Genomic DNA, 26171 nt, shown 5'->3' on the forward strand with positions numbered 1-26171 from the left:
CCGCTGCCGAGGTGTGAGGTGGTCACCGCGGTCCCGGCCGCCGGGCGGGCGGCCGGGAACTGCGGTCGGTGCGCCGTTCAGCTGTGCGGGGTGTACGCCGTGGGCCGGGTGACGCCGGAGGGCACCCGGGTGTGCGGCGCGGTGCGGGTGGCGGGCGCCCTCACCGTGCGGTGGACGGCCGCGGGCATCCGTGCGGCGGCCGACGGCAGGGTGAGCGTGAGCGGCGCGCCGGCCGACGCGGTCCAGCCGGACACCTCACCGGCGTACGCGGAGCCGAAGCCGCCAGTGCCGTTCGTGGTGCCGGCGGGCATGGTGGCGGTCACCGCGACACCGGCGGGCGCCTGGACGGTGACCGTGTTGCCGATGCGGTAGGCGGTGACCCGACCGGCCCCGACCGCGGTCTTCCACGCGGCACGCCGCCGCAGTTCGGTGCCGATGTCCTTCATCCGCAGGTTCACCACGGGGGTGTTGTCCGCGAACAGGCCGGAGTAGGCGTTCAGGACTCCGTCGAGCACCGGGTAGGCGATGCGGTCCTCGGCCAGGTTCGACTGGTGGATGAAGTGCGGCTTGGGGTCGTTGGAGAGGACGTGGCCGAGGTCGATCCGGGTCTCCAGCGGCACGATGTAGTCGGTGTAGCCCGTGCTGGTGTCGAGCGGGGCGGGCAGGCAGGTGGAGGTGTCGGGGTGGTCCTCGCAGATGCCGCTGCCGCCCTGGGCCCGGCTGGTGTAGATCCAGTTGTACTCGTCGACCTGTTCGGCCGCGCGGCCCGCGTTGTAGAAGACGTTCATCGGGTAGCGGGGGACGGTCACGGCGGGACCGACCTGACGCTGCTGCGGATCGCGGGAGTTGTCGGAACCGAGCCAGCTGACGCCGTTGTCGGCGAGTGCGGGGGCCAGGTTCGGGTTGTCCTGCGGCTGCTGCGGGGTGACGCCCAGGCCGGAGTGTTCGCCGGTGACCAACTCGCTGGTATCCAGGGGCAGTCCGGCCGTCTGGCCCCAGACGCGGTTGTTGGCGATCTCGTCCGAGATGGTGTTGCGACCGACCCACTTGGTGCTGCCGTCGGCGTTGGTGGAGCACTTCCACGGCACGACGGTGGTGTCCTGCTCGCAGCCGAGGAAGGCGTGCGTGTAGGTGTGGTTGATCCAGCGGAACCGGTTGCGGTCGGCGATCAGCTTGTCGGCGAGCAGGTCGACGCCGTTGTTGTCCTCACGCTGGTCGACGCTGCCGGCGCCGTTGTAGGCCAGGTCGAGGGTGAAGTTCCGGCTGCTCTCCCAGGCGGTGGCGTGGTCGACGTCCGCGGGGGTCATCCGGATCGGGTTCGGCACACCCTGCCCCGGTGAGCAGTCCACGTCGCCGGGCGTGCAGTTGAGCTGGGTGTCCCAGCGGTCGTCCGCGGCGAACACGTCGTCCACGTGGACGGCGAAGTAGTTGCGCGAGGCGCCGAGGTGCACGCCCCCGGTCATCCACTCGACGATGCCGCGGGCCAGCAGCCGGAACTGCTGCTGGTACTGGTTGTAGACGAACGTGACGACGAGCTCGCGCCGCCCGTCGTGCCGGTACTCGCCCACCAGCGAGCCCCGCGTCGACTGCCCCGGTATCGGCGCGTCGACGTACGGCGTGAAGTCCGCCCCGGCGGCGGGTGTGGACAGGTAGGCGTAACTCTCGCCGACGGTGGGGGAGTTGTCCTCGAAGGGCACGGCCTGGTCGAGATAGCCGAACGGACCGGCCTTGCCCGCCGTCGTGACCTGGGCCTGTACGCCATCGAGGCTTCCGGAGTAGCCGCCGTAGACCGGGTACTGGAGACCGGCCTCCGGACGTGCGTAGGTGTAGGCGTCGACCTGCGGGATCGCGTACGACTGCTCGTAGGCGGAGAGTGCCGCCATCTCGGCGGAGCCGGCCGGGAACGGATTGTCGTTGGGCAGGACGACGGCCTGGAACTTGGCGCGCGGCCGGCCGTCCACCGTGTCCGCGAGGAACCCGGCGTCGATCACGGGCCGCCCGGACTGCTGGAGGTCGACCTTGGTGTACGGCGTTCCGGAGGCGTCCAGTTCGGCCGCGATGGCGTCGGTCGAAGGTCCCCCGTCGCTCACGACCAGTACCCGCAGGTCGATGCGGGGTGCGGTGGCGTCGGCCCGTGCGGCGCCGGCCGGCAGGGCGAGCGAGGCGATCAGTGCGCCCACGGTGAGCGCGGTCGTGCGTATGGTCCGCTTCATGCGGCGAAGTCCCCTCCCCGGGCAGGGGTGAGTACTGCTCCACCGGAGCGGACGCACCCCCTTGCGCGACGCCGCCGCCCCCCTCAGGTGTTGGTCGTCGACGCATCCGTCGCGTCACATAGTGGTGTCTGTGTGTAGCTTTCGTGGTCATGTTGCGAAACGTGACGGAAAAGCGCAGGCGTCGAATTGGTCACGCAAGTGTCCGGAAGAACCATCCGGCGGTCGTCGTGGGACAAGGGTCGCGGAGGGACTCCGCGCCCCGTGGGCTGGTCGTGACCTGAGCCGGGGCCGATGCGGAGCGGTGGCGTCCGTTCATCCGGCCGCCAGTGGTCCAGACCACGTGAACTCCTCGGCTCCTGATCGGATTTGAGTCACCCAGGAGCCCGGAACGCCGGTGGCGGCCGGCCCGCGCGACGCGCGGACCGGCCGCCACCCGGGCTCGGTGTCCCACGGAAGCCCTGTACGGGGGCTTGCCCGAGGTGGGCAACGGCCCCCGGTCGGGGCCTTTTTGTCAGGAGCAGAGCACGCGGGTCTCGGGCGTGTAGGCCGGGCCACCGCTGGAGTTCGTGCTGTCGCTGAACTCGGCGTAGTAGTACGAGTAGAAGCCGATGTTCCCGTTGCATCCGGAGTCGGCGGCGACCTGCAGCGTCAGGGTGACGGTCCGGCTCTGGCCGGGCGGGACGGTCGCGCCGTAGTTGGCACCGAGGTTGGCGGGTCCGGTGCCGGAACAGGGTGTGCTGCCGGCCGCCGTCGCCAGACTGCACCCGGTGAAGCTGTACTTGAGATCGGGCCGCTGCGTGGTCAGCCACGTCGGGTCGATCGTCTGGTACACGAACCAGATGTCGTAGGTCCTGTTGTTGGTGATCGTCATCGACAGGTTCACCGTGCCGCCCGGGTGGGTGGTGGCGCTGTCGGTCGTGAACGTCAGGTCGGCCGGGGCCGGGTCGGCCGCGCTGGCCTGCGGCGCCAGACCGAACACGGCGAGGACAAGGGCGAAGACGGCGGCGAGACCAAGGCGTCTCATCTGAGTGGATCGCATGGGCCGGGAGGCTAGGCAAACCGCGAGCGCACCGTCTGCCCCTGCCGGCACACCGGAAGCGCCGGTCGGCCGGAAGTGTACGTCTCGTGAAGGCGGTGTAACCGCGCTGTCACACATGGTGATCCCTCCCATCTCCGCATGACATGCGAGGTGTGAGGGGGCGGGAGGGGCGAACCCACGGCGTTTCACGATTCCAGGGCGTCACCGGGCGCTATTGGCCAGTACCGGGTGTGCCGGGCCCGGCGGAACGATTCCTACCGGATTCCCGTCGGGGAAGTTCTCGGCCAACCCGTGATTTCCGGCCGGGTCGCGCCCGGCTCCGGGCGCCGGGCGTCGCGGGGAGGCCCCCGCCGGTCCGTTCGCCGGCCCCGGAAGCCGCGGGTCCGTCCGGCGCGTCCGAGCCACCCCTGTCAGATCTCTGTTCCAGCGACCTACCGGCCGGTATACAAGCGATGTTGAATCTGCAAGGGCAGCGCTCTCCTGACCGTGGTGGCGCTCGGCGTGACCGGAGCGCCGGCGACGGCTGTGATCGGGCTTGCTGTGTCAGCGACGACGGAGGAGAGTTGATGAACCATCACATGGCCCCGAGCGGCACGGCCCCACGACGGCGACACGCACCCGCACTGGGCGCGGCCCTGGGCTGCGGCGTCCTGTTCCTCGGCGCCGTCGCGGCGTCCCCCGCCGCGGCCGACGGAGGCCACTCGCACCGGGGCGAGAAGTACGTGGCGCTCGGCGACTCGTACACCTCCGGACCTCTGATCCCGCGTCAGGTCGACACGAATTGCGCCCGGTCCGACCAGAACTACCCTTCGCTGGTCTCGGCCGCGCGGAAGACCGGCGCCTTCACGGACGTCAGCTGCAGCGGCGCGACGACCGAGAACATGTGGAAGGCCCAGGGGACCAACGGTCCCCAGCTGAACGCGCTGGGCCGCTCCACGGATCTGGTGACGGTGCAGATCGGCGGCAACGACGTCGGCTTCAGCTCCATCATCGGCACCTGCGTCGCGCTGAGTTCGAAGGACCTGTCGGGCGCCCCCTGCCGGCAGTACTACAACGCGTCGGGTGTCGACCAGCTGACCATGAGCATCCTGCAGACGGCTCCCAAGCTGGCCCGGGTACTGCGCGCGGTCCACGACCGCGCCCCGCACGCGCGCGTGCTCGTGGTCGGCTACCCGGACCTGCTGCCCGACGACGGCAGCGGCTGCTATCCGTCCGTCCCGTTCGCCGCGGGGGACTTCCCCTACCTTCGCGACGTGAGCAAGCGGCTCAACCTGGTGATGCGCGCGGTGGCGCTCTTCAACCGCGCCGACTACGTCGACACCTACAAACCCACGATCGGGCACGACATGTGCAAGGCGCCCGCCGACCGCTGGATCGAACCGCTGAAGCCCGCCTCACCGGCCGGCCCCGCACACCCCAACGCCAAGGGCGAGGCGGCGATGGCCCGCGCGGTCCTCGCGCAGATGTCCAGGGGTGACGGACACCGCCACTGAACCCCGGCCGCCGGGGCATGACCGCGCCGGCGAAATGCCCCCCGCACCGCGTCCGGTGCGGGGGGCATCGCCGTGTCGTCCCTCACGCCGAACGGCCCCGGCGAGGTGGGGGCGCTAGAGTCCCGAGTGCTGGAGGCCACTTCGGCCGGACCTGACGTCCGTCGGCCCGGCGGTCCGTTCCGTGATCGCGGCGGCCGCCGACGACGACGTCGGACCGTGCCGTGCGGCCGCACACCGGATGCCCGTCCGTTGTCCGCGCAGTACCAGGACACCTGCTCAGCGACCTGTCGCCGGCGATGACTCTGTGGGAGATCCCTTCATGACCACGGCCAAGGACCTCTTGATCATCGCCATCGAAGTGGACCCCGGCGGGCCCGTGGGACAGGGCGATCTGTCCCTCGCGCTCGCCGGCGCCGAGCTGATCGATCTCCTCGGCGCGCGGGCCGTCACCCTGGCGGGCGACCGCGTCGTGCCGGCCGGGCCCACGGCGGCGGAGGACCGCCTCCTGGCCGAGGCCGTGGCGTCGCTGGTGCGGCAAGTGCCGTACGAGACGGTCGACGACTGGCTGTGGCGCAGGGGCCGCGATCTGTTCTCGGCCTACACCGCCGTCCTGGAGGAGGAGGGGCAGCTGACGCGGCAACGCCGTCGCCGGATGTCCTTCGCGGCCGCCCGGATGACGGTGGCGGACTCGCCCGCCCGGCGTCGCGCCCTGCACCGCTGGGCGGCGGACGAGCCCGTGGTCCTCGCCCTCGCGGCGGCCGTCGGGATCCAGGGCGACCAGACCGCGGACGAGCCGGTCGTCACCGACGACGCGGTGACGACCGTACTGGCCGCGGTCCACGACGCGGTCATGGAGCTGGAGGCCGTCCGCCAGCGCCGGTCCTTCGAGAACGCGGCGTTCGCCAACGTGTGGCGGGGAGCGTGAGGCCGGGGGACGTCCTGAACCGAGAGGGCCTCCACCGCCGTACGCTCACCGGTCGTACGCTCACTCGGACGTGTCGGGCTCGTCCCCGGACACGCCCGCGTTCCGGCCGGACACGTCGTCGCGTGCCGTACGGCGTGGGCGGATGGCCCCGGCGACCCGCTGGAACGTCCGCGTCAGCTGCTGGGGCAGCCCGCGCCCGTCCGCGTCGTCGAACGCCTCGTGGGCACGGGACGCCGCCCCGCGGAACTCCTTGACCTCGGCCAGCGCCGCGTGCGCGAGTTCGGTCGCCTCGCGGTACTGGTCGCGCGACTTGGTCATCGCTTCGAGCGCTTCGGCGTAGGCGGCCACCAGCGCACGGGCGCGGTCCAGCTCCTCCTCCATCGTCAGCAGCTGCCACTGCTCCCGCAGCGCGGTCACGGCCTCCTGCGCCTCCTCGACCAGCGGCCGGGGCAGGGCGGCGTAGCGTACGACCTTCTCCAGGAGCTCCGTCGGCTCCGACCCGTCGAAGAACACACTGCGCACGGTGAAGTCCTCCTCCGTGTACCCGGTCCGGGCCGGTGAGCCGGGCAGGATCACGGCACCTCCGCGTGGCACCCGTACCCCCAGGTCGTAGAGGGCCCAGTTGACGGTCTGGAACTGGTCGGGCGCGGCACGGTGTTCCACCACGCGGTGGCGCAGGGCGGGCGGCAGCAGCCGCACCAGGGGGAGGCGGCCGCGCTCGTCGGTCGTCATCGCCTCGTGGACGACGACGTTGATGCTCCAGCTGTGCTGCGCCGACTCCCGGAGCAGACGGCGCAGCGCCTTGTCCTCCTGCGGAAGCGGGTTGATGTCCTGGAGGGCGAGATCGCCGACCACGTCGCGGTCCCAGCGGACCTCGCCGCCCACTGGCCAGAACATCGTCGCGGGAGAGGGCCAGGAGAGGTCCCAGGGCCGGTCGGCCTCGGCGGCCAGCGTCCAGCGCCGCTCGCCGTCGACGTGCGCGCGTCCGTCGGTCGTGAGGCGCGCCCGCACGGTGATCGCGTCGTCGACGACCCAGCGGGCTTCGAAGACGTGCGCGTCGGGTTCCGTGGAGTTCCCGGTCTCCAGGAAGTCCTGGATGGTCTCGTCGGCCTTCAGTCTCCGCAGGTTCTGCCGGAGGAGCTCCTGCGGCGCGGGCCCGGCCTGGCGTCCTCTGGCCAGCCAGACGGTGTCCGGAGCGGTGGGGCGGGCGGTGGTCGACTTGGGCATGAGTCACTTTGCGGGTGGGAGGCGGCGTGCGCTCCCAGTATGGTCGCTGCGGGCCGCGGGCGGCGAGGCGAGGGCCGTGTGGATCACCGACCTCCGCCCCCGTCCCCCTATGGACGGTTTTTCGCTTTGCGTTCGCCCATGGGTATTAAGGGGCGAAATCGACGCTTGTGGCCGCGAAGCCCGCATTCATCCGGCCGCCGTGTTCGCGGGCGCGACGCATCGCGGAGAATTTGATCTTTTGCCTTTTCTTGGCGTGGCCACATTCCTGGCGTGGTCGAACCGAGCCGCGGTCCCGCCCAATGTGGCGCCCCTGTGGTGAGTACGTGAGGGCTGGGCAGGTGGCAGGCGGCCGACCGGGAGTCAATCGCCGGAGAAGCTCAGGAGGTTGGGCTCACGCTGCCCTGGGTCAGGGCCGGCCGGCCGTCGGCCTGGCGGAGCTCGGCCAGCAGTTCGCTCTGGCCGACGAGGAGCTCGGTCAGGATGCGGCGGGCGGCACGCAGGAGTTCGGCGACATCGCCGCCGGCGAGCGCGTAACTGACGGTGGAACCCTCCCGGATGGACACCACGATCCCGGAACGGCGCAGCACGGCCAGTTGCTGGGAGAGGCTGGAGGGTTCGATCTCGATCTCGTCGAGGAGGTCGCGCACGGGGACGGGGCCGTTCTGGAGCAGTTCCAGAACGCGGATGCGCACGGGGTGCCCGAGCATGCGGAAGAACTCGGCCTTCGCCTGGTAGAGGGGGACCTGCATGGTGATCGTTCGCTCCCTACCGCGGTTGACGGACTGGGCTCTGGCCGGCACGGCGGCCGTGTACGGGCCGCAGCGGGTGCGGGCTCGCGGACCGATGACCGATCCTCGCGTCTCCCGCTCCGCACACCCATCGGATTGGCCTGATCTGGATGTGCCCAGATGAAGAACTCTTCAATTCGTGGGCGTGCGGAGGCGTGGAGGAAGCGGCTGGTTACACCTCCAGTTCGGCCTCGATGCGCTTGAGCTGGTGGCGGGCCATGGCCAGGTTGGATTTCGCCTTGTCGAGCACGAGGTAGAGGAACAGGCCGTTCCCGTCCCGGCCCTTGAGCGGCCGGATGAGGTGGTACTGATTCGAGAGGGTGATCAGCATGTCCTCGATGTCGCCCTTGAGTCCGAGGTGCTCCATGGTGCGGGTCTTGGCGCGGATGACGTCGGTGTTGCCCGCGGCGGCGACCGCCAGGTCGAGGTCCTTGCCTCCTCCTAAGGTGCCCAGCGCCATGCCGCTGGTGTAGTCGACGAGAGCGGCACCCAGCGCGCCCTCGATCGACGTCATGGTCTCCTTCAAAGAGATGTCCACACTTGCCATAGCGGTGTCTCCTCGCTGTGCGCGGCCCGGAATCCCCGGGCGGCTCCGTGAGCCGGACCCTACGTACCGTGCCCGCCGGTCGGCCGAGTTGTTCCGGGACTGACTGAAGGTGCGTCGGGGCGGTGAGCAGACCGATCTCTTCCGATCGCCAATATGCGCTGAGTGACCGTTCCCGTACTCCTGGTACGGCGGACGGCCTCGAACCCCGGACGCCCCGGTCGTCGCGCTCGACCTCCTCCAGCTGTCCGAGGCACGGTTCGAGACCGCCACCCGGCTCGGCGCCGTCGGACCCCAGCAGCAGGAGTTCGTCGACAACGCACTCCGGGCGGTCCTCATGACCCGTTGATGTACCACATGACCCGTTGACGTACCGCCGAGCGGATGGCGAGCCGCGCGGTAGCCCACGTACGAGCCGCGTGCGCCTGGCTCACCGATCGGTCAGGACCGCGGACACGGGCTGTGTCGGCGGTATCACCGAACGGCGGCCGTTGTCGTCAGGACGCCGTCGGCCCTCCGGCGGGCACCGCGTCGTCCTCGCCCTCCTCCAGCAGGTTCGCCGCCGCACCCACGATGCTGGGGTCGGGGCTGCCGACGACCTCCTCGTCCTTGTCGGCGTAGGCGAAGCGGGCCAGCACGCTGCGCATGGCCTCGACGCGGGCCCGCTTCTTGTCGTTGCTCTTCACCACGGTCCAGGGCGCCTGCTCGGTGTCCGTCTCGCGGAACATGGCGACCTTGGCCGCCGTGTAGTCGTCCCAGAGGTCCAGAGAGGCCAGGTCCATCGGGCTCAGCTTCCACTGCCGAACCGGGTCGACCTGCCGGATCGTGAAGCGGGTGCGCTGCTCACTCTGGGAGACCGAGAACCAGAACTTGACCAGGTCCACGCCGTCGTCGACGAGCATCCGCTCGAAGGCGGGCGCCTGCCGCATGAAGCGCCAGTACTCGTCGTCGGTGCAGAAACCCATCACGCGCTCCACACCCGCCCTGTTGTACCAGGACCGGTCGAACATCACGATCTCGCCCGCGGTCGGCAGGTGCTCCACGTACCGCTGGAAATACCACTGCCCGCGTTCCCGCTCCGTCGGCTTCTCCAGCGCCACCACCCGAGCCCCGCGCGGGTTCAGATGTTCGGTGAAGCGCTTGATCGTGCCGCCCTTGCCGGCCGCGTCGCGCCCCTCGAAGACGACGACGAGCCGTCGGCCGGTCTCCTTGATCCAGCTCTGCAGCTTCAGCAGCTCTATCTGCTGGAGCCGCTTGTGCCAGTCGTACTCCTTGCGCTCCATGCGCTGCTCGTACGGGTAGTTCTCCCGCCATGTGTCCACCGGGCTGCCGTCCGGCCGGATCAGTACGGGGTCGTCGTGGTCGGAGTAGTCGACCCGCATGCCAGCCAGCAGTTCCGTCATCCGGCCCTCCTTTTTCCGTGCTCCGCGTTTCCCGCCACTCGGGTTCTTCCCGCTGTGTCAGTGGAACTGCGGCACGATCAGATATATGCCGTACGCCACCACGGCCGCGCAGGCCAGGAAGCAGAGCCCGGCCTGGGCGAACCCCAGGGTGTCGCTGCCACCGCCGCCGTCACGCGTGGCCTCGACCCGGGCGATGCCCAGTACGCCGAGCGCGAAGACGACGACCACTGCCACGGTGACACCGGTGCTCACCGCGGCGACTTCACCGAGTGCGGTCCAGTCGAGATGCATGTCCGGAACTCTCCTAGGCTCAGGCGGGCGTACCGACGCCGGCCGGCGTCGCGGTACGGACGGAGACCTCGTGGTGGTCGTTGACGTTCGAGGCGTGGACCGGGTTGCGGCGCGAGGCGGCGACGATGAACGCCGCGACGGCCACCGCGACAAGCGCGATCACCACGGTGCCGAAGGTCCCGCCGTGCGTCACGACGCTCGCGGACAGCCCGCCCACCAGCGCGGCGGCCGGCAGTGTCACCAGCCAGGCGACCGCCATGCGGCCCGCGGTGCCCCAGCGCACCTCGGCCAGCCGCCTGCCCAGCCCCGCCCCGAGAATGCCGCCGGAGCAGACCTGCGTGGTGGAGAGCGCGAAACCCAGGTGGGCGGACGTGAGGATCACCGTCGTGGAGGCCGCCTCGGCCGCGAAGCCCTGCGGGGACTGGATGTCGGTGAGTCCCTTGCCCATGGTCCGGATGATGCGCCAGCCGCCCAGGTAGGTGCCGAGTCCGATGGCCAGGCCCGCGGACGCGATGACCCACACCGGCGGACCCGCGTCATGGCCCAGCGCACCCGCCGAGATCAGTGTCAGCGTGATGACGCCCATCGTCTTCTGCGCGTCGTTCGTGCCGTGCGCCAGCGACACCAGCGAGGCCGAGGCGATCTGCCCGAGCCGGAAGCCCTTCGTCACCGACTTCTCGCGGGCCCGGGCGGTGATCCGGTACGCGAGGTACGTGGCCAGCAGCGCGGCGACACCCGCCACGATCGGCGAGGCCACCGCCGGGATCAGAATCTTCTCGAACACCTTGTCGAAGTGCACGCCGTGCTCACCCGCGCCGACCCACACCGCGCCGATGAGTCCGCCGAAGAGAGCGTGTGAGGAACTGGAGGGAAGCCCGAGCAGCCAGGTCAGCAGATTCCACAGAATCGCCCCGACCAAACCGGCGAAGATCATGCCCGGAGTGACGAGTGTGTCGTCGACGATCCCACCGGAGATCGTCTTGGCCACCTCGGTGGACAGGAACGCTCCTCCGATGTTCAGGACGCCGCTGACGAGGACCGCTGTTTTCGGTTTGAGCGCCCCGGTCGCGATGGACGTGGCCATCGCGTTCGCCGTGTCGTGGAACCCGTTGGTGAAATCGAAGGCCAGAGCCGTGACGATGACGACCGCCACGAGGAACGTGATGTGGTCCATGCCTCGATGGAAGCAATCGGAGACGTACGGGGGGAGAACCCGAGGCGAAGCCCACGCATGGCCGAGTGAAGGTGAACGTGTGTTTGCGGTCGTATCGGGCAACGTTCACGCGCGCCGGGACCCGACGACCCGTGAGGACCGGTCATTACCAGCCTGTCCGTGCCGGGCCGAGGCTCAGGCCGGTGGCCCGCAGTCAGTCGTCCAGGACGTCCCGGTTCCTGGTGCCGATGGAGAGGTGGACGGCGTGGTTTCCTGGCGCGGCCTCCGAACGCTCCACGGTCCAGGCGCTGTTGACGCACAGCTGCACTCCGCACGGCTTGGTGGCCGGCAGTCCGCGCGGGGCCGCGTACCAGTGGACGTCAAGCCCCAACGGCCCTGCCGCCGCGACCATTTCGTCGACCTCGGCCTCGGTGCGGTTGTCCAGGCTCGGCGGCGCGAACGGCAAGGTGTCGACCTGCTCCAGTTCGAGCTGCACCTCCGTGAGCAGCGGCCACAGCGTCGCTTACCAGGCGTCAGATCCACGCCGACCCGGTAGGGGTCATCACCGCGTTCCACACCCAGCGGACGCAGACCTCCCCCCCCCCCCCCCCCCCCCCCCCCCCGCAGCGGAGCCACAGCGTGGCCGCGGGTCGCGCCAATATCGCTGCCGCCCGGTCACGCGGCCGATGCGCGGATGTGGCATGTGGGGTGTTTTGTCCGAGTTGGGCGTTCGCCTGGACCTCAGGCACAGGCGGCCCCGAATTGTCCTCGGCGGGGTGGCGCCGGAGCGTACGTGGTGGACCGTGCGGGTCAGGTCTCCGGCGACCTGACCTGAGCTGTCGACGGGATCAGGGTCAAGGGCATCCGGCCGACATCCTCGTGGACCCTGCCCGGGAGAGCAGCAGGTCACAGCATTGACGGATGGCATGCGAGCTGAGATCCCACAACCCATGTAGGGTCTCAATTTTCGTGTCGGAATCTCACGGCTGGTGCCGGACGGAAGTCGGATCCCACGTGGCGCCGAGACGTCCAGACCGCGGCTCCACCTCGTTCGCGTCGGAACGCCGACGCCTGGAAGGCCGGACTGGGCGGCCGCGCCGGGAACAGCCGGTCCGCCCGTCACGGTTGCACAGACCGGGTGACCGGCGCCGCACGGGCGGGGAACACGGAGACCACGAGGTCGTCCGCCCCACCAGGATCCGGGCCCCAGGATCGCGGTACGCCCGCCGCGCACTCGTACCAAGACGTATTTCTGCAGGAGGACTGTTTTTCATGACTGACCGGCCCTTGACGCTCATGGCAGTACACGCCCACCCCGACGACGAGGCCACCGGGACCGGAGGGGTCCTCGCGCGGTACGCGGCGGAAGGCATCCGTACGGTTCTCGTGACGTGTACCGACGGCGGTTGCGGTGACGGACCGGAGGGTGTCAAGCCGGGCGATCCCGGGCACGATCCGGCGGCCGTCGCCTTGATGCGCCGTCAAGAACTCGAGGCGAGCTGTGACGTCCTGAAGGTCAGCGAACTGGAGATGCTGGACTACGCCGACTCCGGGATGATGGGCTGGCCGAGCAACGACGCCCCCGGGTCCTTCTGGCGGACCCCCGTGGAGGAAGGCGCCGCCCGACTCGCGGAACTCATGCGGCACTACCGACCCGATGTGGTCGTCACCTACGACGAGAACGGCTTCTACGGCCACCCCGACCACATCCAGGCCCACCGCATCACGATGGCGGCGCTGGAGATGACGGGACTGACACCGAAGGTGTACTGGACGACGATGCCCCGCTCGATGATGCAGCGGTTCGGCGAGATCATCCGCGAGTTCCATGAGGACATGCCGGAGCCGGATCCTGCCGAGGCCGCCGCGATGGCCGAGATCGGCCTCCCGGACGATGAGATCACCACGTGGGTGGACACCACCGCGTTCAGTGGTCAGAAGTTCGATGCGCTGGCCGCGCACGCCAGCCAGGGCGAGAACATCTTCTTCCTCAAGATGGGCAAGGAGAGGTTCGGCGAGTTCATGGGCATGGAGACTTTCGTACGTGTCAAGGACGCCACCGGTGCGTCCGTACCGGAGAACGATCTCTTCGCCGGGCTGCGCTGATACGCCCGGCCTCCGTCGCATCCGGCTGCCGTACCCGAAGGAGGCCTTGGGCAGGCGGCTGGCTCTCAGCCCTTGCGCAGCCTCGCGCGGGTAAGCTGCCCGGGGCGGGTGACGGTGGCGGAGGGCTGGGGGAGGCCCAACGGGGGCGTGCGTTTGGCGGCGCGGCTGACGATGGCCGTCTCGACGTGTGTGATGCCCAGAGCTAAGCCAGGTCGCGGGAGAGGAATCCGTAGAGGGCGGGCAGGTCGGGGAAGTAGGCCGCCGCGTGCAGGTTCGAGGGCCCGGAGGTCGCGAACGCGCCGTGCACCGACGGATGGTCGGCCAGTGCCTGGCCCGTGGCGGCCAGATGACCGGGGGGCACGTGCAGCAGGAGCTTGGCCTCGATGGGCAGCCCGATACGACGGGGATCGACCAGGACCTGGGTGACCAGACGTCCCTGGGCGGACAGTTGGGCGATCCGCCGGCGGACCGTGGTCTCCGGGTGACCGGTGTGCGTGGCCAGGGCGGCGGCGGACAGGCGCGCGTCGGGGGTGAGGGCGTCGATCAGGGACTGTTCCAGGGGGTCGGTGTCGACACCGTACGGGCCCGGGGACTTGGAGGGGGCCGGCCCCGGGTCCGGAACCGCCGGGCTCAGGGCCGCACGCTCGGCGGGTGTCAGGACGGCGTGACGCCACTCCGAGGTGAGCCGGAAGACGTGCAGGATGGTGGCGCTCTCCAGGGACGTGACCGCCTGGGTGGAGGGCAGTTGGCGGAAGACGAGCGGGTCGCGCGAGCCCGGCTCCGTACGGGCCACCGCGAAGATCTCGTCACCCGAGGTGGTGACGTCGATGAACGGGATGTCCTCGCGTGCCGCGAGCGCGGCCACGATGGTGTCGAGCTTTCCCCGCAGCACGCGGATCCGCAGGAACAGAGCCCCGGCCGAGCCCCCGTTGCGCGGTCGCGCGACCGGTGAGATCACCACGCGCACGGTCCCGTCGGCGCTGAACGCGTGCAGGCGGCGGCGCACGGTGGCGGGGCTGAGGTCCAGCACCTGGGCCGCCCGTTCCGCGGTGAGACGGCCGTCCCACTGCAGGGCGGCCACCAACCGCTGGTCGGTGAGGCTCAGTACGGAATCCGCCGACACGTGTGCCATGGCGGCAAGTTTCGCTCATTCCAGCGCCTCGCGCGGCCCGTCCCGAAGGCCTCGCCCCAACCATGGACGTGTCACGTACCCCGCGCCGTCCCTGACGCGCGTCGGCGGACCCGGGCCATGGAAGGAGATCCCGATGATCCTCGACCCGCACAACGGGATGCCCGTCCTGACCGGCTGACAGCCGGCGGCTGCCGGGTCGCCTCCCGCGACCCGGTGCAGGGGCCCGCGGTGCGACCACGGCTCGTGCCGGGCCGCGGGCCCGCGCTACCCGGGCTCGCCGTTCCCGCGCTCGCCCTCCGCGCTCCGTACGACCGCGAGAAAGACCCGGGAACCGAGAAAGCCCCGAGAAAGCCCCGAGAACGACGGATCGACTCACCACCCACGGAGGTCCCTGTGCCCATGTCCAGGCAACGCGAAAAAGTACGCTTCGCCAGCGGCGACACCACATGCGCCGCCTGGCACTATCCGGGGACCAACGGCGGCTGCGTGATCATGGCCGGAGGGACCGCCGTGACCAAGGAGCCCGCCTCGGACCTCTTCGCCCGGCGGTTCCACGACGCCGGTTTCGCCGTCCTGGCCATCGACTACCGGCGATTCGGGGAGAGCGGGGGCGCGCCGCGCCAGGTCGTCCGCTTCGACGACCAACTCGCCGACTGGCAGGCCGCGATCGACTTCGCGGCCGGTCTGCCCGACGTCGATCCCGGCGGCATCTCCCTCTGGGGCTTCTCCCTCTCGGGCGGCCACGTCTTCCGCGTCGCGGCCGACAACCCGCGGCTGGCCTCCGTGATCGCACAGTCGCCTCTCGTCGACGGCCGGGCGGTGGCTCCCAACGCGCTGCGCTCCATGACACCCCTCGCGCTGCTCCGGCTCTTCGGCCGGGCCGTCGCGGACGCGCTCGGCGGCCTCCTGGGTCGGCCTCCGCTGCTGGTCCCCACCGCCGGAGTACGCGGCGCCGTCGCCTCGCTCACCACGCCCGACGCCATGGACGGTGACCGGGCCCTGGACCCCGACCATCGCTATCCGGACTGGGACCGGACGGTCGCCGCACGGATCGCGCTGCGGATCGGCGGATACCGGCCCGGCCTCCATGCCCCCCGGACCCGGTGCCCCCTGCTCGTGGTCGTCTGCGACCAGGACCGGACCGCGCTCCCCGGACCCGCCGTCGAGGCGGCCCGCAACGCCCCGGACGCCGAGGTGCTGCACCTGGAGGGCGGTCACTACGCCCCGTTCCTGGAGGCGCACGAAGAGGCCGTCGCGGCGGAGATCGCGTTCCTGCACAAGCACCTGGCCCGCACGAACGGCGCGCCCGGGGGAGGGGACCTCACGTGAGCAAGGGGTGAGGGCCCGCCGGGTGCCGGGTGCCGGGTGCCGGGTGCCGCGCGCCGGCGTGCCGGCGTGCCGGATGCCTCGGGAATACGCGAAGACGTGGCTCCGTCCTACTCGGCGTGCTTGGCGTGTTGGCGGCCGGTCCCGGTGGAATCCCAGTGACTCCAGGCGGGGATGTCCTCGCGGGCTCGGAGCCAGGCCGCCGGTAGCGCGCCCGTGCCCGTCCGGGCCGCGACGACGCCACCCGCGATGGCGCAGGTGGTGTCGCGGTCGCCCCAGCCGGCGACGGTCTGCCACAACGCCTCGGAGAGATCGTCCAGATGACCCGCGGCGGACCACAGCGCGTACGGCACCGTGTCCGGAGCCGAGATCAGTGTTCCCGAGCCCAGTACGGACGCCGCGTGACGAACCGACGCGCGCGGCGAGAGGTTCGCGGCCACCAGCAGCCCGGAGCGGACGTCACTGTCCGGCACGTGCGAGGCGATCTCCTCCAGGAACTCCGCGCGCGACGCGGTGTCCCAGCCCTTGTCGGCGGTCGCCAGCGCCGCGGCGACCGCCACGGCCACGGCTCCCGCGACCGCCTCCGGGTGGGAGTGGGTGGCCACAGCGGACAGCCGGGCCTGCTCGCACACGACCGCCACGTCGTCCCGGAACCACGCCCCCAGAGGGGCGACCCGCATCGCGGCGCCGTTGCCGTGGGAACCCTGCCCGCCGAACTGCGCCGTGGTGACGGCCTGCCAGTCCTCCCCCTCCCCGATCCGTCGCAGCACACCGTGCATGGACGGACCGTACTTGCGTCCCGGGTCCCGGTCGTACTCGGCGGCGAACTCCTCTGCCAGCTCGCCCGGCCGGACCTCCCCGTGGGTCACGAGGTGTGCGAACAGGACGAGAGCCATGGCGGAGTCGTCCGTCCACGCCCAGGGCGCCGGACGCAACTGCCGTGCCGCCCACTGGCCTTCGGTGTCCTCGTCGGAGCGCGTGAACCAACCGTCCCCGAAGGCGTCGCCCATCACCAGGCCGTCCAAGCTGTCGCGGGCGTGCTGCTGACCGGTCATGGCGAAGTTCCTCCGGATCGTTGACGGTCCCGGCATTCTCGCCGTACGCAAGCCGGGCAGGCGAGTGGATTACCTCCGTAGCGCCTGTTCAGGTCCGTACGGGCGGGAGATCGCGGCGCCCGCGGGACGGGTCCCGCTCACCACGGCAACGGCTCTCCGCGACCTCCGGCCCGGCGGGGCCCGGCGAGAAGCGCGCCCCGTGACCGGAACCCGTGCCGCCGTTCGCCCATCCTGTACCCCGGGTGGACCTGTTCGCTCACCCGTCTCGCGGACGCGACATACGGGGGTGGGGGCGCATCACACGGCAGGTCACGTATTCCGACCAGGATGGTTCCTCCCCCACACCGTGTACTTGGAGAGGCCTTCACCATGCCTGTGGTCAGTCCCCGTCCCGGCATCCTGTCCGAGGCCTTCGCCGCGGACCCCTACCGCCACTTCGCACGGCTGAGGGAAGAGTCTCCGGTGCACTACGAGCCGGCGATCGACAGCTATTTCCTCTCCCGCCACCAGGACGTCAAGCGGGTACTCACCGACCATGAGATGTTCACCACCCGGACCCTGCAGGCGCGCGCCGAGCCGGTGATGCGCGGGCCGGTCCTCGCCCAGATGACCGGGGCCGAACACACCGCCAAGCGGAAGATCGTCGTGCGGGGTTTCACCGGCCAGGCCCTCCAGCACCAGAAACGCGCCATCCACGCCAACGCCGCCGAACTCATGGCGCCCTTCCTGTCCCGGGGCCGGATGGACCTCGTCAACGATTTCGGCAAGCCCTTCGCCATCCACGTGACGCTCGACGTCCTCGGTCTGGACAGGAAGGACTGGCGGCAGGTGGCCGCCTGGCACAGCGGGGTCGCCGAGTTCATCACCAGCATGGCTCTCACCCCCGAGCGCCGCCTGCACTGCATGGACTGCGCGGAGCAGTTGGAGGCCTATCTCGCACCCGTCATCGAACAGCGGCGCCGCCACCCCGGTGAGGACCTGATATCGAAGCTGTGCGCCGCCGAGTTCGACGGCATCGCCCTGAGCGACCGCGACGTCACCGCGCTGATCATCAACGTGTTGGCCGCCGCCACCGAACCCGCGGACAAGACCCTCGCCCTGCTCTTCAAACACCTGATCGACCATCCCGAGCAGATGGCACAGGTCCGCGAGGACCCGAACCTGTTGACCGCCGCAATCGCCGAGACCCTGCGCCGCACCCCGCCGGTCCAGCTCATTCCCCGCCAGGCGGAGCGGGACGCGGTGTTCGCGGGCACCACCGTCCCGGCAGGTGCCACGGTCTTCTGCCTGATCGGCGCGGCCAACCGCGACCCCGATGCCTTCACCGCCCCGGACACGTTCGACATCCACCGCCCGGACCTGGGCACCGCCCGTTCCTTCACCGCGGCCGCCCAGCACCTGGCCTTCGGCACCGGACTCCACCAGTGCGCCGGCGCGGCCTTCGCGCGCGCCGAGATCGAGACCGTCGCCGCGATGCTCCTGCCCCTGCTCGACCAGGTCCGCTACAGCCCCGGCTTCCGCTACCAGGAGACCGGCCTGTACACCCGAGGCCCCGTGTCCCTGTCGCTGGACTTCACTCCGTCCACGAAAGCGGTACCGCCCCCGCTCGACGGCCCGTGACCCCGGCCCGTCCGGGGCCGGCCCGGCGTACTGACCTCCACGCCCCCGGCAGCCCGGAACAACTCCATGTCCCTACTCCCTTCAGGCGAACACACCGATGAATACGACCGACATCACCAGAGCCATCAACGACCTGCTCTTCGACCCGGGCCTCGACCTCGCCGAAGCCCTCGACCGGCACTTCACCCCTGACTACCGGCAGCGCACCGACGGCGTGTGGAGCGACCGGGCCTCCTTCGCCCAGCACATCACCCGCCTCCGCTCCCTGATCCGCAGCGGACACATCGAGGTCCACGACGAACTCCGGGACGGGCCGCGCTACGCCGACCGCCACACCGTCACGCTCACCCAGCACAACGGCCGCGTCTCCAGCACCGAGGTCTACCTCTTCGCCCAACTGGCCCCCGACGGACGCTTCCACCGCGTCGAAGAGACCACCCTCCTTATCACCGGCCACTCCGACGACGGGAACCTCGGGCACATCAAGTGATCCGGGGTCGTCAAGTGATCGGGCTCGTCAAGTGATCGGGCTCGTCAAGTGGGCCGGACAGGGCCTCCGTTAGGCTCTGCGCGGAGTAGCGGCGGCTCCTCAGGGGAGAACGGCCTCCGAAGCAAGGGGAGAGAGATCCGCCATGGTGTCCGTGGGAGAGAGACTGAGCAGTGCGCGCGGGCGCGCCTTCATCGGCAGGGACGAGGAACTCGGGCGCTTCGAGGAGGCCTTGGCCGGCGATCCGCAGGCACCGTTCGCGTTCTACGTGTACGGGCCGGGCGGCATCGGGAAGTCGACGCTGCTCAGGCGTCTGGCGGACGGCGCTCGTGCGGCGGGCCGACCGCTCGTCGAACTCGACGGCCGGTTCGTCAGCCGGGACCCGGCCGATTTCGAGCACGCCGCGGGTCCCTTCCTGGATGTTCCGGGCACGGTCCTGTTCGTGGACTCCTTCGAGCACTGCCAGTGGCTGGAGAGCTGGCTGTGGCACCACTTCCTGCCCCGTGCCGCGGACGACACCCTGGTCGTCCTGGGCGGACGACGGGCTCCGCAGCCGCAGTGGACCACCGACCCCGCCTGGTCCCGGCTGCTGCACGTGACCGAGCTGGAGCCGTTCTCCGCGGAACAGGCCCGCAGCCTGCTCGCCGCGGCGCGGATCCGGCCCGAACTGCGCGACCGGGTACTGCGCTTCGCGGGCGGCAACCCGCTGGCCCTGTCCCTCGCGGCCGCCGCGGGATCGGCGGGCTGTTCCAGGGAGGAGATCTGGGCCCCGTCCGCTGACGTCCTGCGCACACTGGTGGCGGGCCTGATCGGCGAGGTCCCCACGGCTGCCCACCGCCGCGCCCTGGAGGTCGGCGCGCAGGCCCACTCGACCTCCGAGGAACTGCTCGCCGCCGTGCTGCCCGGGGAGGACGCCCATCAGCTCTTCTCCTGGCTGCGGGACCTGCCCTTCATGGAGTCCACGCATCGAGGGCTCCACCCGCACGACGCCGCCCGCGAGACGCTGGCCGCCGACCTGCGCTGGCGTGCCCCCCACGCGTTCGAGGCGATGCGCCGACGCCTGGCGGACGAGTACCTGCGCATCCTGCGCGAGGCCCCCGAGGAGCGGGTGTGGACCGTCACCGACGAGCTCTTCTACCTCTTCCGGGAAGGGGAGGCCCTCGCCCGGCTGCGCACCTGGTCCCGCGAGGACGAGGTGCACGATCGCCCCCTGCACCCGGACGACATGGATGTCGTACTGCGGATGGCCGAGGAGACCGAAGGGGCAGCCTCCGCGGAACTGGTCCGCTACTGGGCGCAGCGCCAGCCGCGGGCTTTCAGCGTCTACCGACTCGTGAGCACGGGCCGGATCGTGGCCTTCACGGCCCGCCTCGCACTGCCGGCCCCTCCCGACCCGCAGGACCTCGCCACCGACCCCGTCGTCGCCGCCGCGTGGCGGTACACCGAAGCCACCGCCCCGGTGAGCCCCGGCGAACACATCGGCGTGAGCCGCTTCACGATCTACCCCGAGCGCTACCAAGTGCCCTCGCGCGTCATCGACCTGAGCAGTTCCCGGGCCCAGGCCGAGGCAGCCCGTGCCCACGGCCGCGCCTACGGCTTCGCCGTCTACCAGGACGCCGAGACCTGGGCCGGACGCGTCGAAGGCACCCTCGTCGACACCGGGGCGCGCCCACGTGTGGGAGAGCACACCTACGGGCTGTTCAGCGTCGACTGGCGGCAGGTCCCCGTGGAGACCTGGCTCCTCCGCTTCATATCGGCCCCCGACGCACCGGCGCCGTCCGGACCGTCGCCCATCTCGCGCACCGCGTTCGACCAGGCCGTACGCGAAGCGCTGGCGCACTGGCGCGATCCGCGCGCCTTCGCCGCCTGCGCCCTGATGCGCACCCGTCTCGCGGCCGACCTCGGTGATCCCGTCGAGGAGCTGCGCGCCCTGCTGCGCCAGGCCGTCGCCGACCTCGCCCACGACCCGCGCGGAGTACGCGCCTGCGAGGCCCTGACGGCGGGCTACTTCTCCGGAGCACCCACCCAGGAGGCCGCGGCCCGCCGCCTGGGCCTTCCGTACGGCACCTACCGGCGCCACCTGCGCCAGGGCCTGGACCTGCTCTACGAAGCCCTGTGGCAGCAGGAGCTGCACGGCCCCCGGTAGCATCCGAAGCCGCGCACTCCGGCAGACGCGAGTGGACGGGTGCGGACAGCAGTGGACAGTCCCCGCCACTGTCGGGCCTGGAAAGTGGACACCGTCCGACACGAGCCTGTGCGTCATGAACGTTGCACGCACGCAGTCGAACCAGGCACCACGCCAGGCACCCCGGCCGGGAGCCGTGCTCGCGGCACTCGCCGCGGCGCAGTTCACCGTCATGCTCGCCACCTCGATCGTCAATGTGGCGCTTCCGCAGATCCGCGCCGGAGCCGGTCTGTCGGACGGCGGAACCACCTGGGTGGTCAACGCCTACGGTCTCGCGTTCGGCGCACTGCTCCTGGCGGGTGGGAGAGCGGCCGACCTCCTCGGCCGCCGCCGGATGCTGATCGCCGGACTCGCGCTGTTCGCAGCGGCCTCCCTGTCGGCGGGACTGGCCACCGCCGCGGACGTCCTGATCGCCGCCCGCGCCGTTCAGGGCATGGCCGCCGCCGCCATCGCCCCGGCCGCGCTCGCTCTGACGATGGACCAGTTCCCCTCCGGCCCGGGGCGCGGCAAGGCACTGGGAGTATGGGGGGCGGTCTCCGGCGCGGGAGGAGCGGGCGGCGTCCTGCTGGGCGGTGTGCTCACCCAGGCGTGGGGCTGGCCCTGGATCTTCCACGCGGTCGCGCTCGGGGCGGTGCTGGTCCTGGCCGCCGTGGCCGCGCTCGTGCCACGCACCGCCGGACGCGAGGCCGGACGGTTCGACCTCCTGGGCACGGCCACCGTCACCCTCGCCCTGACCTGCCTGGTCTGGAGCCTGACCACCGCACGCGGCGCCGGCTGGAGCGACGGCCGGGTGCTGGGCGCCCTCGGGGCCGCCGCCGCGCTGCTGGCGGCCTTCGCCGTCATCGAGCGCCGCCGTCCGGACGCACTGATACCGCCGCGTCTGTTCACCACCGGCCAGGTCGCCGCGGGCAACCTGTTGATGGCACTGCTGGGTTCGGTGTGGATCGCCCTGTTCTACTTCCTGCCGCTCTACCAGCAACAGGTCCTCGGATCCAGCCCCTTGGCCACCGGAGCCGGGCAACTCCCCCTCGCCGGTGCCAATATGCTCGGCGCCACCCTGGCGCCGCGCATCTCCCGGCGCATCGGAGGCCCCGCGGCCGTGACCGCGGCCCTGCTCACCGAGGCCGCGGGCCTGATGTGGCTGTCACGGATCAGTGCCGACGGCAGCTACCTCGCCGATCTCCTCGGCCCGAGCATCCTGATCGGCCTGGGCCTCAGCATCGCCTTCGTCCAGCTCACCGCGCTCGCCGTGGACGGCGTCCCGCGGGAGGACGCCGGCCTGGCCGGCGGCCTGGTGAACACCACCCGCCAGGTCGGCGGCGCCATCGGCCTCGCCGCCCTGGCCACCCTGGCTTACTCCGTCACCGCCCACGCGTCCACCCGGCCTACTTCTCCTCCGGAAGCCCTCACCGCCGGTTACCGCACCGTCTTCGCCGTCGCTGCCGCGGTCCTCCTCGCAACAGCCCTCCTCGCGCTGCTCCTCACCCGCCGCACCAGTCGGCGGACGGCCACCACCCCCACCGGGCCGGCCTCAGACCCGCAGCCCGCCTGAATCCCCCGAATCCGCTGAATCCCCTTAACCCGGCCGAAGAGACGGATCAGCCGCGCCACCGATCCATGTCACCGACAAAGGAGAACCGACCATGGTCACCATCGACGAGACCGCCCCCGTCATCGTCCGCCTGAGCATCGACATCAACGCCCCGCCCGCGACGGTGTGGGGGCTGCACACCGACATCGCGGCCTGGCCCACCTGGAACACGGACATCGACCGGGCCGAGCCCAACGGCCCCCTGATACCGGGCAACCGCTTCAGCTGGCGAACCCACGGCCTGGAGATCACCTCCACCGTGCGCGAACTGGTCCCCGGCGAGCGGATCGTGTGGGGTGGCCCCGCCGACGGCATCTCCGGCGTCCACGTGTGGACGTTCGAGGAGGAGGGCGGCCACGTCATCGTCCGCACCGAGGAGTCCTGGAGCGGCGCCCCCGCCGAAGCCGCGGCCGACGACCTCGGCAAGGCCCTCCACGACTCCCTGGAGAGCTGGCTCTCCCACCTCAAGGCCCGTGCCGAACAAGCCGTCTGACACCAGAGCATCGCCCCCACTGAGAGAGGTTCCCGCCATGACTGCTGCGCAGCCCTACCTGACCGGCCACTACACCCCCGTCACCGACGAGGTGACCGCCACCGGACTCACCGTGGAGGGCGCGCTGCCTCCCGAGCTGAACGGCCGGCTGATCCGCAACGGCCACAACCCCAAGCCCGGTGTCACCCCGGCCCACTGGTTCAAGGGCAGCGGCATGGTCCACGGCATCCGCCTCCGCGAAGGCCGCGCCGAGTGGTACCGCAACCGCTGGGTGCACACCCCCGCCCTCGACGGCGCGCCCTACATGACCGAGCGCGGCCCCGACCTGACCGCCAGCACCGCCGGCACCCACGTCATCGAGCACGCCGGACGCCTGCTCGCCATGTGCGAGGCGAACCTCCCCTTCGAACTCACCCCGGGCCTGGAGACCGTCGGCGCGTACGACTTCGACGGCAAGCTGCGCACCGCGATGACCGCGCACCCCAAGGAGGACCCGGTGACCGGGGAGCTCCACTTCTTCGGGTCCTCGCCGTTCCCACCGTTCCTGACGTACTACGTCTCCGACGCCAAGGGCGAGATCGTCCACAGCGCCGAGATCCCGGGAGCGACCGCCTCGCTCAAGCACGACTTCGCCATCACCCGTCGCCACGTGCTCTTCATCGAGGGCAACGTCACCTTCGACCCGGCCGAGCACTCCGGCATCCCCTACGGCTGGAGCGACCAGCAGCCCTCCCGTATCGGCGTCATGCCCCGCGGAGCGGACGGCGCCCGGCACATCCGCTGGTTCTCCATCGAACCGGGCAACATGCTGCACGTCGCCAACGCCTACGAGGACGGCCAGGGCCGCATCGTCCTGGAGGGTCCCACCGTGGACCGTGAGGGCTTCCAGCTGTCCTGGAACTGGTGGATCGGCGCCCCCGGTCGCAGCACCGAGCCCAACGCCCGCTCCTACACCCGCCGTTGGGTCATCGACATGGCCGTCGGCACCGTCGACGAGCAGATCATCGACGACCTCGCGGTGGAGTTCCCGACCCTCAACGAGGACTACTTGGGCTCCGAGAACCGCTACCAGTACGCCATCTCCTTCCCCGACGAGAAGGGCTTCGGCGGCTACGGCGTCGTCAAGTACGACCGCACCACCGGCGCCCGCCGCATCCACCAGGCAGGCGACGCCCGGCTGCCCAGTGAAGCGGTCTTCGTCCCCGCCGCCGGAGCCACCCGCGAGGACGACGGCTACCTCCTGACCGTGGTCTCCGACCTGAAGCAGGACGCCTCGCAGCTGCTGGTCCTCGACGCATCGGGCCTCGACCGCATCGCCACCGTCCACCTGCCCCGCCGGGTGACCGCGGGGATCCACGGCTCCTGGATCCCCGACACCGCCATGGACGACGCCCAGGGCTGACGCCGGGCGAGAGCCCGTCCTCACCCGCACCACCTCGTACAACCCCTCGACTCCGCACGGGCCGGGGCACAGACCAAGGAATGGCATCATGACAAGAAACCGGAAGTACGTCGGCTGGATCACCGCCGGTGTCACCACGCTGGCGACCGCCCTCGCCGTACCGACACTCGCCCAGGCGGACCAGGACGGCCACCGGACCCCGGCCCACAGCGACATCGACTGGCACGACTGCGCCGACAGCGACTTCAAGCACATGCGGTGCGGCTCGATCCAGGTACCGGTGGACTGGTCCCACCCCGACGCCGGCAGCACCACCCTCGCCCTGGTCCGCCGCCCGGCGGACGACCGGGCCCACCGCCAGGGCACCCTGCTCCTCAACGACGGAGCAGGCGGCTCCTCCATCGAGCAGCTGCGACTGGCGATGCACATCGGCATGCCGAACTTCGCCGGCGCCATGACCCGGAACTTCGACCTGGTCGCGGTGGACCCGCGCGGAGTGGGGCACAGTACGCCGATCCTCTGCGGCGAACCGCCCAAGCCCGCCGGAGTCAGCCACTTCCCGAAGGACCGGGCCGCGTTCGACGCACTCGTGTCCCACAACCGGGCCTTCGCCGAGGACTGCCTGCGCCGCAACGGCCCGCTCGTCGACCACACCGACCTCACCAGCACCGCAAGGGACTTCGAGGCGGTCCGGATCGGGCTGGGCGAACGGCAGCTCAACTGGTACGGCATCCACTACAGCACGCTCCTCGGACGCACCTACGCCAAGCTCTACCCCGGCAGGCTGCGCACCATGGTCCTCGACACCGCCCTGGACGACACCGGTTCGCCACTGTCGCGGGTCACCCAGGAGGCGGCCACCGCCGAGACGGCCTTCGACCGCTTCGCCGCCTGGTGCGCCACCTCGAAGGACTGCGCCCTGCACGGCAAGGACGTGGCCGCCGAGTACGACGCCCTCGTCACCCGAGCCGACCGGGACCCGATCCCTACCGGGAGCGCGGGCCACCAGCCGCTGACCGGCGAGGACATCCGCGAGGCCACCCAGGACTACCTCACCCTGTCCGGTCACTCCTGGCCGGCGTTGGCGAAGACCATCGTCGAGGCCCAGGGCGGCGACGCCGCGGACTTCACCCACGACCCGGACGACACCCTCGACCCGGCGCAGGTCCAGATACGGGTGCCCGCCTGCCTCGACAACACCCGCCCGGTTCACACCCTCGCCCAGCTCACCCGGTTGCGGAAGGAACTCGCCCGGGTGTCCCCGCACCTCGGCGGCGCCGTGCGCTCCTACAAGACCATCGCCGGTTGCCTCGGCTGGCCCACCCCGGCCGAGCCCGTCAAGGCGGGGGCCCCGGTCCACGGCGCACCGCCCGCGCTGGTCCTCCAGTCCACCCACCAGGCCCTCGCCCCGTACCGTGCGGGCGCGGCCATGGCCGCCCAACTGCCCGGCAGCGTCGTACTCGGCCGCGAAGGCGACGACTACAGCATGTTCCTGGTCTCCGAGTGCGTCCAGAAGGCCACCAACCGCTACCTGACCACCCGCGCGCTGCCGGCCCCAGGCACCACCTGCACCGACTGAGGAGCCTCGTCCCACCGAAGGTGACCGCCGGCCGCGCGCCCGGCGGTCACCCCGGCCCTCCGAGCCCTCTGAGCGGCGACCTCGCCGCTCAGAGGGCGGAGTGCGTGAACAACCGCCCG

22 protein-coding genes are annotated in these 26171 nt (G+C 70.9%); 11 read left to right on the forward strand and 11 right to left on the reverse strand.

Features of this window, described 5'->3' with window-relative positions:
• Nucleotides 1–77 precede the first annotated feature (77 nt).
• A complete protein-coding gene (locus tag HEP85_RS42065) occupies nt 78–2213 on the reverse strand; it encodes a hypothetical protein (protein WP_369658076.1) in 2136 nt (711 codons plus the stop codon).
• A 511-nt stretch (nt 2214–2724) separates the two neighbouring features.
• On the reverse strand, nt 2725–3252 hold the full coding sequence (locus HEP85_RS42070) for a hypothetical protein (protein WP_168532655.1): 528 nt from the start codon (nt 3250–3252) through the stop codon (nt 2725–2727).
• A 566-nt stretch (nt 3253–3818) separates the two neighbouring features.
• Here HEP85_RS42070 and HEP85_RS42075 point away from each other — a divergent pair.
• Nucleotides 3819–4745: an SGNH/GDSL hydrolase family protein gene (locus HEP85_RS42075; RefSeq protein ID WP_168532657.1), complete on the forward strand. Its 927-nt coding sequence runs from the start codon at nt 3819–3821 to the stop codon at nt 4743–4745.
• A 319-nt stretch (nt 4746–5064) separates the two neighbouring features.
• Complete coding sequence (locus HEP85_RS42080; RefSeq protein ID WP_168532659.1) at nt 5065–5670, forward strand: GPP34 family phosphoprotein; 606 nt, start codon at nt 5065–5067, stop codon at nt 5668–5670.
• 60 nt (nt 5671–5730) lie between these two features.
• Here the strand turns inward: HEP85_RS42080 and HEP85_RS42085 are convergent, their stop codons facing one another.
• The 7 genes from HEP85_RS42085 to HEP85_RS42115 all read right to left on the reverse strand — a co-directional run bounded on the left by HEP85_RS42085 (nt 5731) and on the right by HEP85_RS42115 (nt 11572).
• On the reverse strand, nt 5731–6897 hold the full coding sequence (locus tag HEP85_RS42085) for a hypothetical protein (protein ID WP_168532661.1): 1167 nt from the start codon (nt 6895–6897) through the stop codon (nt 5731–5733).
• Between the two features lie 377 nt (nt 6898–7274).
• Entirely contained in the window at nt 7275–7646 is a 372-nt protein-coding gene (locus tag HEP85_RS42090; RefSeq protein ID WP_329294211.1) for a metalloregulator ArsR/SmtB family transcription factor, read from the reverse strand.
• Between the two features lie 211 nt (nt 7647–7857).
• Nucleotides 7858–8232, reverse strand: coding sequence for a hypothetical protein (locus HEP85_RS42095; protein ID WP_168532665.1), 375 nt, complete (start codon nt 8230–8232; stop codon nt 7858–7860).
• A gap of 494 nt (nt 8233–8726) precedes the next feature.
• Complete coding sequence (gene ppk2 / locus HEP85_RS42100; RefSeq protein ID WP_168532667.1) at nt 8727–9632, reverse strand: polyphosphate kinase 2; 906 nt, start codon at nt 9630–9632, stop codon at nt 8727–8729.
• A 57-nt stretch (nt 9633–9689) separates the two neighbouring features.
• Nucleotides 9690–9923 (reverse strand): hypothetical protein, encoded by a 234-nt coding sequence (locus HEP85_RS42105; protein WP_168532669.1) that lies wholly within the window; start codon nt 9921–9923, stop codon nt 9690–9692.
• 19 nt (nt 9924–9942) lie between these two features.
• Nucleotides 9943–11097 (reverse strand): inorganic phosphate transporter, encoded by a 1155-nt coding sequence (locus HEP85_RS42110; RefSeq protein ID WP_168532671.1) that lies wholly within the window; start codon nt 11095–11097, stop codon nt 9943–9945.
• 193 nt (nt 11098–11290) lie between these two features.
• Nucleotides 11291–11572 (reverse strand): hypothetical protein, encoded by a 282-nt coding sequence (locus HEP85_RS42115; protein WP_369658077.1) that lies wholly within the window; start codon nt 11570–11572, stop codon nt 11291–11293.
• Nucleotides 11573–12348: 776 nt separating this feature from the next.
• Between HEP85_RS42115 and HEP85_RS42120 the strand changes: the two genes are divergently transcribed.
• Nucleotides 12349–13182: a PIG-L family deacetylase gene (locus tag HEP85_RS42120; RefSeq protein WP_168532675.1), complete on the forward strand. Its 834-nt coding sequence runs from the start codon at nt 12349–12351 to the stop codon at nt 13180–13182.
• A gap of 202 nt (nt 13183–13384) precedes the next feature.
• Here HEP85_RS42120 and HEP85_RS42125 read toward each other — a convergent pair whose 3' ends face one another.
• Nucleotides 13385–14314: an Lrp/AsnC family transcriptional regulator gene (locus HEP85_RS42125; RefSeq protein ID WP_369658078.1), complete on the reverse strand. Its 930-nt coding sequence runs from the start codon at nt 14312–14314 to the stop codon at nt 13385–13387.
• Between the two features lie 117 nt (nt 14315–14431).
• On the opposite strand from HEP85_RS42125, the gene HEP85_RS42130 reads away from it, so the two are divergent.
• Nucleotides 14432–15643, forward strand: coding sequence for an alpha/beta hydrolase (locus tag HEP85_RS42130; RefSeq protein ID WP_168532679.1), 1212 nt, complete (start codon nt 14432–14434; stop codon nt 15641–15643).
• A 107-nt stretch (nt 15644–15750) separates the two neighbouring features.
• On the opposite strand, the gene HEP85_RS42135 is transcribed toward HEP85_RS42130, so the two are convergent.
• Entirely contained in the window at nt 15751–16695 is a 945-nt protein-coding gene (locus tag HEP85_RS42135) for an ADP-ribosylglycohydrolase family protein (protein WP_168532681.1), read from the reverse strand.
• 369 nt (nt 16696–17064) lie between these two features.
• Here HEP85_RS42135 and HEP85_RS42140 point away from each other — a divergent pair, with 369 nt between their 5' ends.
• The 7 genes from HEP85_RS42140 to HEP85_RS42170 all read left to right on the forward strand — a co-directional run bounded on the left by HEP85_RS42140 (nt 17065) and on the right by HEP85_RS42170 (nt 26052).
• Nucleotides 17065–18315 (forward strand): cytochrome P450, cyclodipeptide synthase-associated, encoded by a 1251-nt coding sequence (locus HEP85_RS42140; RefSeq protein WP_168532683.1) that lies wholly within the window; start codon nt 17065–17067, stop codon nt 18313–18315.
• 97 nt (nt 18316–18412) lie between these two features.
• Nucleotides 18413–18805 (forward strand): nuclear transport factor 2 family protein, encoded by a 393-nt coding sequence (locus HEP85_RS42145; RefSeq protein ID WP_168532685.1) that lies wholly within the window; start codon nt 18413–18415, stop codon nt 18803–18805.
• A 142-nt stretch (nt 18806–18947) separates the two neighbouring features.
• Nucleotides 18948–20948, forward strand: coding sequence for an ATP-binding protein (locus HEP85_RS42150; protein WP_168532687.1), 2001 nt, complete (start codon nt 18948–18950; stop codon nt 20946–20948).
• 115 nt (nt 20949–21063) lie between these two features.
• The gene (locus HEP85_RS42155; RefSeq protein WP_369658079.1) at nt 21064–22539 is read left to right on the forward strand and encodes an MFS transporter; all 1476 of its coding nucleotides are present in this window, start codon (nt 21064–21066) and stop codon (nt 22537–22539) included.
• 91 nt (nt 22540–22630) lie between these two features.
• Nucleotides 22631–23071 (forward strand): SRPBCC family protein, encoded by a 441-nt coding sequence (locus HEP85_RS42160; RefSeq protein WP_168532688.1) that lies wholly within the window; start codon nt 22631–22633, stop codon nt 23069–23071.
• A gap of 37 nt (nt 23072–23108) precedes the next feature.
• Nucleotides 23109–24473: a carotenoid oxygenase family protein gene (locus tag HEP85_RS42165; RefSeq protein WP_168532689.1), complete on the forward strand. Its 1365-nt coding sequence runs from the start codon at nt 23109–23111 to the stop codon at nt 24471–24473.
• 88 nt (nt 24474–24561) lie between these two features.
• The gene (locus tag HEP85_RS42170; protein WP_168532691.1) at nt 24562–26052 is read left to right on the forward strand and encodes an alpha/beta fold hydrolase; all 1491 of its coding nucleotides are present in this window, start codon (nt 24562–24564) and stop codon (nt 26050–26052) included.
• Nucleotides 26053–26171: the final 119 nt, after the last annotated feature.

The sequence above is a fragment of the Streptomyces sp. RPA4-2 genome, from assembly GCF_012273515.2.
In the GTDB taxonomy this organism is placed as follows: domain Bacteria; phylum Actinomycetota; class Actinomycetes; order Streptomycetales; family Streptomycetaceae; genus Streptomyces; species Streptomyces kaempferi.

Coding starts and splice junctions, on each gene's coding strand:
- HEP85_RS42065 (WP_369658076.1), bottom strand. CDS start 2,213: ATGAAGCGGACCATACGCACGACCGCGCTCACCGTGGGCGCACTGATC.
- HEP85_RS42070 (WP_168532655.1), bottom strand. CDS start 3,252: ATGCGATCCACTCAGATGAGACGCCTTGGTCTCGCCGCCGTCTTCGCC.
- HEP85_RS42075 (WP_168532657.1), top strand. CDS start 3,819: ATGAACCATCACATGGCCCCGAGCGGCACGGCCCCACGACGGCGACAC.
- HEP85_RS42080 (WP_168532659.1), top strand. CDS start 5,065: ATGACCACGGCCAAGGACCTCTTGATCATCGCCATCGAAGTGGACCCC.
- HEP85_RS42085 (WP_168532661.1), bottom strand. CDS start 6,897: ATGCCCAAGTCGACCACCGCCCGCCCCACCGCTCCGGACACCGTCTGG.
- HEP85_RS42090 (WP_329294211.1), bottom strand. CDS start 7,646: ATGCAGGTCCCCCTCTACCAGGCGAAGGCCGAGTTCTTCCGCATGCTC.
- HEP85_RS42095 (WP_168532665.1), bottom strand. CDS start 8,232: ATGGCAAGTGTGGACATCTCTTTGAAGGAGACCATGACGTCGATCGAG.
- ppk2 (WP_168532667.1), bottom strand. CDS start 9,632: ATGACGGAACTGCTGGCTGGCATGCGGGTCGACTACTCCGACCACGAC.
- HEP85_RS42105 (WP_168532669.1), bottom strand. CDS start 9,923: ATGCATCTCGACTGGACCGCACTCGGTGAAGTCGCCGCGGTGAGCACC.
- HEP85_RS42110 (WP_168532671.1), bottom strand. CDS start 11,097: ATGGACCACATCACGTTCCTCGTGGCGGTCGTCATCGTCACGGCTCTG.
- HEP85_RS42120 (WP_168532675.1), top strand. CDS start 12,349: ATGACTGACCGGCCCTTGACGCTCATGGCAGTACACGCCCACCCCGAC.
- HEP85_RS42125 (WP_369658078.1), bottom strand. CDS start 14,314: ATGGCACACGTGTCGGCGGATTCCGTACTGAGCCTCACCGACCAGCGG.
- HEP85_RS42130 (WP_168532679.1), top strand. CDS start 14,432: ATGGAAGGAGATCCCGATGATCCTCGACCCGCACAACGGGATGCCCGT.
- HEP85_RS42135 (WP_168532681.1), bottom strand. CDS start 16,695: ATGACCGGTCAGCAGCACGCCCGCGACAGCTTGGACGGCCTGGTGATG.
- HEP85_RS42140 (WP_168532683.1), top strand. CDS start 17,065: ATGCCTGTGGTCAGTCCCCGTCCCGGCATCCTGTCCGAGGCCTTCGCC.
- HEP85_RS42145 (WP_168532685.1), top strand. CDS start 18,413: ATGAATACGACCGACATCACCAGAGCCATCAACGACCTGCTCTTCGAC.
- HEP85_RS42150 (WP_168532687.1), top strand. CDS start 18,948: ATGGTGTCCGTGGGAGAGAGACTGAGCAGTGCGCGCGGGCGCGCCTTC.
- HEP85_RS42155 (WP_369658079.1), top strand. CDS start 21,064: ATGAACGTTGCACGCACGCAGTCGAACCAGGCACCACGCCAGGCACCC.
- HEP85_RS42160 (WP_168532688.1), top strand. CDS start 22,631: ATGGTCACCATCGACGAGACCGCCCCCGTCATCGTCCGCCTGAGCATC.
- HEP85_RS42165 (WP_168532689.1), top strand. CDS start 23,109: ATGACTGCTGCGCAGCCCTACCTGACCGGCCACTACACCCCCGTCACC.
- HEP85_RS42170 (WP_168532691.1), top strand. CDS start 24,562: ATGACAAGAAACCGGAAGTACGTCGGCTGGATCACCGCCGGTGTCACC.